The sequence below is a fragment of the Paraburkholderia sp. RL17-337-BIB-A genome (genome assembly GCF_046025895.1).
GTDB lineage: Bacteria > Pseudomonadota > Gammaproteobacteria > Burkholderiales > Burkholderiaceae > Paraburkholderia > Paraburkholderia fungorum_C.
In genome coordinates, this window is sequence record NZ_JARESY010000003.1 from 1002620 (window position 1) to 1014572 (window position 11953).

Below are 11953 nucleotides of genomic sequence, written 5' to 3' on the forward strand. Positions count from 1 at the left end.
CGGGAGAACGGAGTGATCGACATGGCAATATTGAGCATCATTCGACGCTGGCACTATCGCGATCATGTCTCGCTACGCGAGATCGCCAAACGGCTTGGCGTTTCAAGAAACACGGTCAGGCGCCATATACGCGCGGGCACCGTAGTTCCCAGCTATCCGGAACGGCAGAGTCCGAGCAAGCTCGACGGATTCGCCGCGAAGCTGGCGGGCTGGTTGAAGACGGAAGCAAACCGGCCACGCAAACAGCGCAGAACCCTGAAGCAGATTCATGCTGACCTCACCGTGCTTGGCTTCACAGGGTCCTACGACAGGGTCGCCGCCTTCGCGCGCCGCTGGAGACAGGAGCAGCAGGAGCAGGCAAGGACCGCAGGACGTGGCACCTTTGTACCGCTGACCTTTGCTCTTGGTGAAGCGTTCCAGTTCGACTGGAGCGAGGACTGGGCGGTCATCAACGGCGAGCGCACCAAACTGCAGGTTGCGCAATTCAAGCTTAGCCACAGCCGGGCGTTCTTCCTGCGTGCCTATCTGCTGCAAACCCACGAGATGCTGTTCGACGCCCATCACCACGCGTTCGTGGCGTGGGGTGGTATTCCACGTCGGGGCATCTACGACAATATGAAGACCGCTGTCGACAAGGTGCGTCGTGGCAAGCTTCGGGACGTCAACGCGCGCTTCAGCGCCATGGTCAGTCACTATCTGTTTGACGCCGAGTTCTGCAATCCGGCCTCAGGCTGGGAGAAGGGGCAGATCGAGAAGAACGTTCAGGATAGCCGTCACCGGCTGTGGCAACGTGTGCCGGCGTTTGGTTCGCTGCCTGCACTGAACGACTGGCTGGCTGATCAGTGCGTCCTGCTCTGGCAGCAGACGCAGCACCCTGAGCAGGACACAACGATCTGGGACGCGTGGTCGGTCGAGCGACCCCATCTGATGCCGGTCGGCCAGGCATTCGACGGCTTTGTCGAGCACACCAAACTCGTCTCGCCCACGTGTCTGGTGAGTTTCGACCGCAACCGTTATAGCGTCCCGGCGGCATTTGCGAACCGGCCCATCAGTCTGCATGTCTACGCGTCCCAGCTCGTCTTCGTCGCCGAGGGGCAGGTTATCGCGGAGCACGTCCGGCGTATCAACCGCAGCCATGATCGCGGAGAAACGATCTACGACTGGCGTCATTACCTCGCAGTCCTGCAGCGCAAGCCGGGAGCGTTGCGCAACGGCGCGCCGTTCGCCGAGTTTCCTGCCGCCTTCAAGGAGCTGCAGACAATCCTGCTGAAGCACCCCGGTGGCGACCGGGAGATGGTCGAGATACTGGCGCTGGTGCTGCTGCACGACGAACAGGCCGTGCTCACCGCCGTCGAACTGGCACTCGAGGCCGGTGCGCCCTCGAAGCAAACGGTGATGAACTTCCTGAGCCGGCTGCTTGACGGGGCACCCGTGCCTCCGCTGCAGACGCCCCAGGCCTTCGCCCTGCGCGTCGAGCCGCAAGCCAACGTCGGCCGTTATGACGACCTGAGAGGCCGGGAGGATCATCATGCAGCCTGACGCCATGATGGAAATGCTCAAGTCACTGAAGCTGCACGGCATGGCCCAGGCGCTTGGCGAGCTGGCCGCGCAGGATTCCCCCGCGTACAAGTCGGCATCGCTAGTTCTGGCAGGTCTGCTCAAGGCGGAGATGGCGGCCCGTGAGGTACGTTCACTGGCCTATCAGATGAAGGTCGCCCGCTTCCCGGCGTATCGGGATCTCAACGGCTTTGACTTCGGTTGCAGCGATGTCAACGAGGCAACCGTGCGTCAGTTGCACCGGTGTGAGTTCATGACATCGGCACACAACGTCGTGCTGGTCGGCGGACCGGGCACGGGCAAAACGCATCTGGCGACGGCGATTGGCGTGCAGGCGATCGAACATGATCGAAGCCGCGTGCGCTTCTTCTCCACCATTGAACTCGTCAATGCGCTTGAGCAGGAGAAGCTGACTGGAAAGCCCGGGCAACTGGCTGTGCGTCTGATGTACGCCGACCTCGTCATCCTCGACGAACTGGGTTATCTGCCGTTCAGCCAGACCGGTGGCGCCTTGCTCTTCCATCTGCTGAGCAAACTCTACGAGCGCACGAGCGTCGTCATCACAACCAACCTGAGCTTCTCTGAGTGGGCTAACGTCTTCGGCGACGCGAAGATGACCACGGCGCTGCTCGACCGGCTCACGCACCACTGTCACATTGTAGAAACCGGCAACGATAGCTATCGTTTCAGGAACAGCACGACACAGCCTGAAAAGGAGAGAAAACGAACCCCGAAACACCCAACCTGAACCCCAAAACTGGATCAAAGGGTGGGTCAGTATTCGATGCAAATCCTGGGTCAGGATTCAGCGCAAATTAACAGGTAAAGGATTAGAAGCGTTTACCTAGCGAAATCAGAAGATTGCCGTCGAGTAACAGCTTCTTTGGGGAAAGTTTCGCTGTTGTGTAACGACTTCTAATCCATATCGCCAAACCGCGTTATCGTCAACCGCCTCTCTCACTCCACCGTCACCGACTTCGCCAGATTCCATGTTTTGGCTACATCGACTTGGTCAGCAATCCGGCGTAAGCCGCCTCGGGAGACGACTCGTCCGGAACCAGCACGGTCTTGAGCATGTCCCTGAACTGCAGCCACAGCTCCTGCCAAAAGCCTTTGTCTGGCTGCCAGGGGTCTTTCCACGAAATCCGTGGTTGAACCGATGGATTCTTCGGTGCAGATGTCACTGAGCATGTGGTGAAGCCCCTACACGGCGCTGAGTTTGCCTCGCAAGACGGGACGCCTGCCCAACGCGCTACGCTTCCGTGGCCTTGTGACGCACAGTTGTCCGGAGCACCTGATGACCGAGGAATTCTTGCACCTCCTCCGGCGTATACCGACCGCAAGTCAGTGCGGTTCGTGCGAAGCTATTGCGCAGGATTCCCGCACCCTGACGTCGGCTTTCCACGTTGGCGTCGTCGAGCCAGCCTGATACCCTCCGAAACAGCCCTGACGGAGAGTAGGCCGTTCCCTTAAGCGTGGCAGGGCACATCAGTGAACCAGGAATTGACCGCCCGACGCGCTCGACGCGCCATTCACGCAGCCATTTACGCCAAGGCCCCTCCGGCAGCACGAGCGTCGTGTGCGCGTGATGCAAGCCCATTGGCTCGACTCGCACTTTATGGCTCTCGCTCAACGAATTCACCGGTAGGTGAACCAATTCATTCGTCCGCAATCCGGCACCAAGAAGAAGCGCGGCCATCGCCCGGTCGCGCATCCCCTTCCACCCTTCAATGTCACAGAGCGTGCGAATCAAGGCTTCCTGCGCTGCTCCGTCCAACCCTGCCGGCAGCCGAAATTCGAGCGAGCGCTCCTTGGCGAATTCGAGCTGAAGCGGGTCCTGCCGCTCCAATCCACATGAGCGAAGATGGCGATGTACCTTGTCTAGCAACTGGAGGTAACGCCGACGCGAATTAGGTTCAAGCCTCTGCTCGGCGAAGAAGTCGGTAGCGTCCATGGGGGTTGCCTCTAACAGGCTCAGCTGCCGGTCCCCCAGATGCCGGACCCACGTTGCGAACATAGCAGTGTATGTCTCCCGCGAAGATTCGCGGAACTGCCGGTCAGCGATGCGCTGGCCAGAGAGCCAGGAAAGGAAAGTTTTCGCTGGCTCCTGTTCCCAAGAGGCAAGGCTATTCGCAGGCCAGAAATCCAAAACATGCGACGGTGCCGACGCATGTGCACGCGGACCTTCGTACATTGCATCCCCCAAAAGTGTCTGCGCATCAGCCAGGGAGGAAGGACGGCCATGGACGCTGTACATTACATATGGAACGCTACTGTCGTCTCGGCGCGACATTTTACGCGGACTTTAGTCAGTGACGATAGCGAGCACAAGTCCCGCGCGTAATGCAGACGCGACGGCCGGTGGGTATTCGGCGTGAGCTATCAATAGACTTGGGTTATTGAGAATATCGCGCGATAGATTCGTTATTTGGCACGAGTCCGACAGACTTAATTGTCCACCGACAGACTTAATTGTTTCCTATCAACATGCTCAAGTGAGCGCCTTTGTTACGCCCCACGCCCGCGTACCGTAAATTGAATTTCATCAAACTCGGAGGGCGCAATACGTGAGTAGGCGTTTTCTCTCGCTGAGATCCCGTCTTTTATCCCGCCTCGGTGATCGTCAGATCCCTCAGTGTGGATTCGGCGAATTCCGTCCGCCTTCATGGAAGAAGGCTTCGGCGCGTGAGCAGAGATTCGTCGAGTCAACGCGCTCGGACACCGGCGGGGTGCGTGCACCTGAGGACGGACACGAAACTGAAAGTTCTCTTCAAAAGCTTCGCAGTTGCAGCACTGTTGTTGATTTTTGCGGGGACCCGATCCGCGCCGAATTCAGGCGCGGCCCGCGAGACTGGAGTGGGTGGTGTGGGGATGGCCCGCGCCGGGGCGGGGATGCGAGACGCCAACGTCGCTGAGACGTCTCCAGGTGGCGATCGACCGCGCATGCCTGGCGCAATCCGCGCGCCTCACTCTGCGTCGGCGGCCTTCGGACGACGCGAGACGGCGCCGGATAACCACGGTGCGAGCGCGCCGGCTGCTGATCAGGGGGTGACGCGCGGAGGACCTGAGAATCCAAGCGGACTGAAGAAGCCCGATTGACTCGCCAGTGTGTCAGGAACGGCTCTGGGCTCCGATCGTGAAGCGATTGACGCGCAGTTCAGGAGAAGATGAGAAACGGGTCAGTGGACGCCGCCAATCATGCGCGCATGCTTGCCGGTTGGAGAGCAGTCCGTCTGCCAGACGACAGGCCGCTATCCATCTGACGGCGCCCGGGTTGAGGCCGTACACTTGCCGACAGGAAGCACAGCATCAGAACTCGGAAAGACCGACAGGAGGTGAATGGAAATGGAGCTGAAGCCTTTAACCTGCAGCTAAGGCAGGGCCGTACTTGTCCCATTCGCCCTGATGATCCGCGAACAACCATTGATTTTTCGATCTTGGCAATTCATCGCTTCTGCTTCCGCGGTCGACCGTCCCCGACACAGGCCCGTGTCGGGCGTCCTCTTCCTTGACAGCGGTCGCGAGCCTGGCGCTTCAGGACCGATTCCATTAGGACCGGACATTGGATGGGCAAATCAGGTATGCCATGTAAATCCAAAGTGGTTCGCGCGCCCGCACTGCACACGCACTCAAGGAGCGAGCATGAACCAGAACATGGCGAGCGTGGCAGCGCCCATTGCAATCGTCGCGGCCCACCCGGTGATGCGAAGGTGCACTGGAATCATGAAGCTGCCCATGATCTTCGGATTCACCGCCATGAACATGATCAGTCCCATGATCGGGACGGAAACCACGCCGTTGATCACGGCGCTCCAGTAAAGCGCCTTAATGGGATCGATCCGTGTAAAGCCGATCACGAGACCGACTAGCGTCGACAGGGCGATGATGCCGTAGAAACGTTTTGCCAGTTGCGGTTTCAGGGCGAGGCTGTTCCGCCAGTTGAACGTACCGGCCATCGCGTAGGCTGCTGATCCCGCGAGCACTGGCAACGCGAGCAGGCCCGTGCCGATGATCCCCAGACTGAAAAGAGTGAACGCGAAGTTTCCAGCGATGGGTTTCAGGGCAACAGCGGCCTGTGAGGACGTCTGTATGTCAGTCACGCCGTGCGCGTTCAAGGTCGCGGCAGTCGTCAGGATAATGAAAAAAGCCACCGCGTTCGAGAATCCCATCCCGATCCAGGTGTCCATCCGGATGCGGCGCAGGTTAGCCTGGCCCTGCCCAGGTGCGTTTTTGAGTGCGCGCTGGCCCGTTTCGGCGCGCATCTCTTCCACCTCCTGTGAAGCCTGCCAGAAGAACAGGTACGGACTGATGGTGGTGCCCAATACAGCGACGACTGTCGTGAGGTAGTCGCTTTTCCAGGACAGGTGCGGAATGAAGGTACGGACCAGCACGGTCTGCCATGGGACCTGGACGACAAACACCGTGGCCACGTAGGCGAACAGCGCGAGCGTCAGCCACTTCAGTACGCGTACGTAACTGCGATAGGGAATGAAGAGCTGCAACAGCACGGATATCAGTGCAAGTGCAACGGTGTAAAGACGTGCTGGGCCGCCGATTACCAGGTTGACCGCCGCGCCCATTGCCGTGAGGTCGGCCGCGATGTTGATCGTATTGGCGACCAGCAGCAGGACCACAGAGCCGTAGAGCAGCCATGCGGGATAGTGCCGCCTGATGTTTGTTGCAAGGCCGTGACCGCTGACGCGCCCCAGTCGCGCGCTGACTATCTGGATGGCGACCATCAGCGGATAGGTGATGATGATGGTCCACAGCATGTTGAAGCCGAACTGCGCACCCGCCTGCGAATAGGTCGCGATACCACTGGGATCGTCGTCCGCGGCGCCGGTAACCAGGCCCGGGCCGAGCTTTTCGAGCCACGACTGAACCTCGGGATCCGGCTTGTCGGACGGGTTGATGTCGATGTCCATCACGGTGCCTGTGAGAAGCGTGCGTGGAACATGGCGCGAGCGGAGACGGTCTGTTCCATGAACCTTTGAACTGGAAGCGGTCGCATGTCGCGCGGCACCGCCGGAAGCCACCAACCGGACGTGCGATGCGCGCCTGTCAGCAACCGACGCTGAGCATGGGCTCCGTCGATCCTGAATCCTCTTTTGGCCGCAGCGCTTCGCCCGACCCGTGCAACTCACTGCGCCCGACGACATCGTCCGGATCCAGACTTCGACCGCACGCCGGGCAACCGGGCTTCAGTTTTGCGAACGGTCCGTCTCCGCCGTCGTACGTCCCAGCAGGGGTCAGGTTACGCAGCCCCGTCCGATGCCGGCGGTCGGAAAGATCGCCGATGTCCAGGCTTTCGATGAGGGCTCCGCGATGTCCGCATGGCCATTCGACGTAAGTGAAAATGCGGGTTTTCATGATGGCCTCCTACCGGTCAACAGCAGCGCAGCATGAATCGGGCCAGGAAGCTATTCATGGGTCCGCGGGGCGGGGAACTCTCATGCCCCGGCTCCCCGCTTCGCTTGACTGCAAATGCCCGTTGCAGTTTCAGGCTCCGTATGTCTGCGCTGCCTGGCAGCAATCGTGTGGACATCCACTGCGTTCGTCTGCAGTGCATCTTCTCCGTGGAGTGCATGGGTTGGCTGTGCACCCGTCAATACGCAACACGAACCGATGACCGGCGCGATCGCGGCCTATCGCGCATTCGACCGGCAAACCTTTGGACCAAGGTCAAGCTACGAGCCGTAGACGACTCCCGGCACGACGGTTGCTGACTGTCAGATCACCACTGTCAAAAGAAAAGATTGCGCATGAGTTTCCCCGCTTTTCCCGGCCGGTATCTGACTTCATGACACTCGACCAGCGTCTTCGAAGCATGCGCAAGACCATGGGCGACATGTTCGGCATCTCCCGGCTACGTGCCGGCCAGGAAGATATAATTCGCAGCGAGCTGGAACGGAGCGATACGCTGGCCACGATGCCGACAGGCGCCGGGAAGTCGCTGTGCTATCAATTGCCCGCGCTGCATCTGGACGGCATGACGCTGGTCGTGTCGCCGCTCATCGCGCTGATGAAGGATCAGACGGACACACCACTTGCGACCGGCATCGACTGCACGCTGGTCAACAGCACGCTGCGAAGGCGTGCGGAACGCGAGGCGCCGGACGTATCGCGGCAGGCGAGAGCGGCATTGTGTTCGTGACGCCGGAGCGCCTCGCGCAACCGGCGTTCATCGACATATTGCGTTCCCATACTGAGCACCGCGTCGGACTCGTGGTCGTCGATGAAGCGCATTGCTTGTCGCGATGGGGTCACGACTTCCGGCCGGCCTTCCTCGAACGCGGTAACGGCGCTTGGCCATCCGTCGGTGCTCGCGTTGACCGCAACGGCGACAGCCGCGGTGCTGGACGACATCGTTCGCTCACTAGGCTTTCGCGAGCCGCGCGTCGTTCGCACCGGCACGTTGCGTGAAAACCTGCGCTACCGGGTCGTGCAGGTCAGTACGGCCGGCGGCAAAGACGGCGCGACGCGGGCCGTGGAAGCGAAGCGTGAACAACTGCGCGAGCTGACCGCATCGTTGTCCGGCAACGGTAGCGGACTTCGACCGCATCTACGGCTGGCTCGTCGAGGCGGGCGAATCGGTTTCGCGTTATCACGGCTGCCTCGCCGACAATGTGCGCAAAGCGGCGCAGGAGCAGTTCATGTCCGGTGCGACGCGCGTGATGGTCGCCACCAACGCATTCGGCATGGGCATCGACAAAGCGGACATCCGCTCCGTGATTCACTATCAGATGCCTGGCAGCCTCGATGCCTATTACCAGGAGACAGGCCGTGCAGGGCGCGACGGCAAACCGGCCGACTGCGTGTTGTTGTTTGATCTGAACGACCGGCGCATCCAGCATTTTTTTCTGGCGGGCCGCTATCCGAGCCCCGAACTTGCGCAACGCGTGTACGACGCGCTGGCGGCGCATCGCGGGGAGAACGCGAAGGGCGCAACCCTCGCTACGCTCAAGCGCGACATGGCCGAGGTCGGTGCCGGCAAGCTGGAGGTTGCGTTGAACATGTTGGTGGAGGCGCATCGCCGGCCGTGACCGGCAGCGCCGCTACCGGTTGCTCACGCAGGCAGCGTCCAGCGATGCTGCCGCTGAAACGGCGCGCGAGTCAGTAGCGAAAGGCGCAACACAATTCGAGCAGATGAGCGTGCACGACAAGGAGACCTTGCAAAAGATGATTGACTACGCGCAGACCAGTCAGTGCCGCGGGCGCGCGATTCTCGATTACTACGGTGATACGCCGCAAATGGAGCGCTGCGGCGTGTGCGACAACTGTCTGAATCCGCCGCAGATCGACGTGCGTTCCGGCGCGGATGTCGTCGTCCTCGACACCTTGTTGCCCGCGCAACCGCGCACAAGCGAACCGCACGGGTCGCGTGACTGCGCACCCGGCGATCCGGTTCGCGTACCGCGTTACGGCGCCGGTGAAGTTGCGCTGGCGAGCGGTGAACAGGTGGTGGTGCAGTTTCCCGACGGCCGCACGCGAACCTTGATGCCGAGCTGTGTGCAAGCGGCGCGACGACGCCCGGAATAGCGCCTGGCAAAGCGTTGCCGCTGGCTTCGATGCGGCGCGAAAATAAAGGGCAGTCCGCGGTCGATCGTTGGCCACGAGGCGTGCGGTTGCCAGCCGAGCAGTTGGCGCGTACGCGTGATATCCGGCTGACGGTGCTGTGGGTCGTCGGTCGGCAATGGGCGCAATTCAGGCGGCGAGGCGGAAGCCGTGATCGCCACGATGCGCCGGGCAATCGCGAGCATCGTCACCTCGTATGGCTTGCCTGGATTGACCGGACCACCGTCGAGTTGACAATCATTGAAGGGCTTCCTGGCCGTCGGAGAAGGGGGCGACCGGGGTCTACAGTTGAGAGGCAAACGATCGACTGACCCGTTCAGGAGGCTCAACCGAGGTATGCCGGCCATGATCTGTACTCGAATATCGCCGTGGTGGCCGTAATCAACGAGCGGGGACCGGGTACGGTACTGCAAGCGGCTGACAATGATCTCAGACTGGCTCTGGCAGCGTTCGCGCCTTATCGGCTGAGCGGGAGGGAGTGCTGGTGGACGGCTGATGATCGATGCCACGAAACCCGTCACGGTTGGGGGCGCCGTCCATCGCAATGACGCTGGGGGCGGATCGCATGACCATCGTCATATCCGTCGACGAGCCAAACGGCTACGACCAAACCCGGTACGTCAGCTCGTCGCGCGCCGGTCGACTTCCTTTCGACCTTGTTCGGCAACATGCACCTGCCGACGCATTGCAAGTACGGAAGGCGGGACTACCCGGCGACGGGCCAGCGCCCACGGGAGCGCGCGCATCATGGCGAGCACATCACGCACGAAAGCGCCTTCGTGCCACAGAAGCGCGAAGGCTCGCCCGGTCGCGCAGCATGCGTCGCGCAGTGGCAGACGCAGCCAGGAAATCCATGCTGCATTGCGTGCCAGCAGCCGTCGTCTCAAACGGCTGTCCCGCGTCCGCGACGGATGATGATGCACCACCATCGAGTCCACATAAACGATTGCGCCGCCGGAAGTGAGTACGTCGAGCGCAACCAGTTCTTCTTCCCCGCCAATGAAAAGGCGCGGCTCGTAACCGCCGACCGCGCGAAACACATCGGTCCGGAAAACGCAGGCACCCGCCAGGTAGCCTGTCAGCGACGGGCCGGGCAAATCATGGCTCTCCAGTGGGCTGTTGCGCATACGAACACACGTCTCGTCCAGTTCCAGCGACTTGCCCACCAGCACGCGGGCGCTCAGCACGGCGGCACGCGGTGACGCGTCGAACACACGAACCGCCCGCGCCAGGGAGCCGGGCTCCCACCACATATCGTCGTCACAGAAGGCGACGTAGTCGGTCGTTACGCGCGCGACGGCCCGGTTGCGGCCGGCGGCGCCGAGATTTGACAGGCACTGCACGACGCGCACACCCCGCGTGCCTGCCTCGATCAGCGCGACGGTTCGGTCGCTCGAAGCGTTATCGGCGACGATGATCTCGGGCTGCTCCGGCAACGCAACCAGGCGCGAGATGGTGCACATGACTTCCTTCGCCCGGTTATGCGTCAGGACGACTACCGAGATGCGCTGCGCGACCGACCGGTCCCGGGAATTGGCATCCATTTTCATTGCAAGCCTCGCGGTTTGTCGCTTGACAGAAAATCACTCGCCCGCCGGTGTCCGTTGCGGAGTCGACCCAGACACCACTACTTGAAGGGGTCGCCGTGGCAGGGGCTGCCGTCCGTTGCCTTTTCCGTCTCGCCTTGCCGAGATCATCACGAAGGCCTCGGGCGGGCGCGGGCCTTGCCAGTTTCAGGCACTGCCGCATCAGAGGGCCGCACACGCACTTTCATGTCGAGCTATGTGCGAGCGGCGCGGCGAAGCCGCCCGGCATAGCGCCACACAGAGCCTCGCCGCTGGCCGCGATCCGTGCGCGGAAATAACGGGCGGTGGCGGCCAGACCGTCGTCCAGCGATATCTGCGGTTGCCAGCCAAACAGCTCTCGGGCACGCGTGATATCCGGCTGACGATGCCAGGGGTCGTCGGTCGGCAAGGGGCGCAACTCCAGAGGTGACGTGGAAGCGGTGATCGCCACGATACGCTGGGCCATCTCGCGCATCGTCACCTCGTGGGGATTGCCGAGATTCACCGGGCCCGCCGGATTGTCGTCGGTGTTCATCAAACGGATGAACGCATCGATCATGTCGTCCACGTAGCAGAACGAGCGCGTTTGCGAGCCATCGCCGTAGAGCGTGATCGGCTCGCCCTGCAGCGCCTGCATCATGAAGTTCGATACGACGCGGCCATCGGCGGGATGCATGCGCGGCCCATACGTGTTGAAAATGCGGGCAATCCGGATCGACAGCCCATGTTGGCGCCGGTAATCCATGAATAGCGTCTCGGCGCAGCGCTTGCCTTCGTCGTAGCACGAACGCGGGCCGATCGGATTCACGTGTCCCCAGTAGTCTTCGGTCTGGGGATGCATGAGGGCATCGCCATACACTTCGCTCGTCGACGCCTGGAAGATTTTTGCCTTCACGCGTTTGGCGAGTCCGAGCATGTTGATCGCGCCGTGCACGCTGGTCTTGGTGGTCTGCACCGGATCGTACTGATAGTGGATGGGCGAAGCGGGGCAGGCGAGGTTGTAGATTTCATCCACCTCCACGTATAGCGGAAAGGTGACGTCGTGGCGCAGCAGTTCAAAGTTGGCGCAATCGAGCAGATGCGCGATGTTGTCCTTGGTGCCGGTGTAGAAGTTATCGACGCACAGCACGTCGTGCCCTTGTGCGACGAGCCGCTCGCATAGATGCGAGCCGAGAAATCCAGCGCCGCCGGTAACCAGAATCCGCTTGCGGGTGAGTTCTTTCATGGTGCATCGTCCTTCGGTGGAGTGCGGCGGG

Annotated in this window: 7 protein-coding genes and 1 pseudogene; 3 read left to right on the top strand and 5 right to left on the bottom strand. The window is 61.4% G+C overall.

Going from position 1 to position 11953, the window contains the following annotated elements:
- Positions 1-21: 21 nt before the first annotated feature.
- Both istA and istB read left to right on the top strand, forming a co-directional pair.
- Positions 22-1539 (top strand): IS21 family transposase, encoded by a 1518-nt coding sequence (istA, locus tag P0D84_RS42785; protein WP_408348764.1) that lies wholly within the window; start codon positions 22-24, stop codon positions 1537-1539.
- A complete protein-coding gene (gene istB / locus P0D84_RS42790) occupies positions 1529-2305 on the top strand; it encodes an IS21-like element helper ATPase IstB (protein ID WP_035546074.1) in 777 nt (258 codons plus the stop codon). Before istA ends, istB begins: the two co-directional genes overlap by 11 nt.
- Positions 2306-2809: 504 nt before the next feature.
- Here the strand turns inward: istB and P0D84_RS42795 are convergent.
- The 3 genes from P0D84_RS42795 to P0D84_RS42805 all read right to left on the bottom strand — a co-directional run bounded on the left by P0D84_RS42795 (position 2810) and on the right by P0D84_RS42805 (position 6927).
- Entirely contained in the window at positions 2810-3511 is a 702-nt protein-coding gene (locus P0D84_RS42795; protein WP_408348767.1) for a tyrosine-type recombinase/integrase, read from the bottom strand.
- Positions 3512-5186: 1675 nt separating this feature from the next.
- Positions 5187-6482 carry an NRAMP family divalent metal transporter gene (locus P0D84_RS42800; RefSeq protein WP_408348771.1) on the bottom strand — a complete coding sequence of 432 codons (1296 nt, stop codon included), beginning with the start codon at positions 6480-6482 and terminating at the stop codon, positions 5187-5189.
- A gap of 136 nt (positions 6483-6618) precedes the next feature.
- Positions 6619-6927, bottom strand: a complete 309-nt coding sequence (locus P0D84_RS42805) for a hypothetical protein (protein ID WP_408348774.1) — start codon at positions 6925-6927, stop codon at positions 6619-6621.
- A gap of 430 nt (positions 6928-7357) precedes the next feature.
- Between P0D84_RS42805 and P0D84_RS42810 the strand changes: the two are divergent.
- Positions 7358-9096 (top strand): annotated as a pseudogene (locus tag P0D84_RS42810) (RecQ family ATP-dependent DNA helicase).
- Positions 9097-9752: 656 nt separating this feature from the next.
- On the opposite strand, the gene P0D84_RS42815 reads toward P0D84_RS42810, so the two are convergent.
- Positions 9753-10682 (bottom strand): glycosyltransferase family 2 protein, encoded by a 930-nt coding sequence (locus P0D84_RS42815; RefSeq protein ID WP_408348777.1) that lies wholly within the window; start codon positions 10680-10682, stop codon positions 9753-9755.
- 220 nt (positions 10683-10902) lie between these two features.
- Positions 10903-11922, bottom strand: coding sequence for a UDP-glucuronic acid decarboxylase family protein (locus P0D84_RS42820; RefSeq protein WP_408348780.1), 1020 nt, complete (start codon positions 11920-11922; stop codon positions 10903-10905).
- Between the last annotated feature and the right edge of the window lie 31 nt (positions 11923-11953).

Bases quoted from the DNA above. Each gene is read 5' to 3' on its own strand.
- istA (WP_408348764.1), top strand. From the start codon at position 22: ATGGCAATATTGAGCATCATTCGACGCTGGCACTATCGCGATCATGTC.
- istB (WP_035546074.1), top strand. From the start codon at position 1,529: ATGCAGCCTGACGCCATGATGGAAATGCTCAAGTCACTGAAGCTGCAC.
- P0D84_RS42795 (WP_408348767.1), bottom strand. From the start codon at position 3,511: ATGGACGCTACCGACTTCTTCGCCGAGCAGAGGCTTGAACCTAATTCG.
- P0D84_RS42800 (WP_408348771.1), bottom strand. From the start codon at position 6,482: ATGGACATCGACATCAACCCGTCCGACAAGCCGGATCCCGAGGTTCAG.
- P0D84_RS42805 (WP_408348774.1), bottom strand. From the start codon at position 6,927: ATGAAAACCCGCATTTTCACTTACGTCGAATGGCCATGCGGACATCGC.
- P0D84_RS42815 (WP_408348777.1), bottom strand. From the start codon at position 10,682: ATGAAAATGGATGCCAATTCCCGGGACCGGTCGGTCGCGCAGCGCATC.
- P0D84_RS42820 (WP_408348780.1), bottom strand. From the start codon at position 11,922: ATGAAAGAACTCACCCGCAAGCGGATTCTGGTTACCGGCGGCGCTGGA.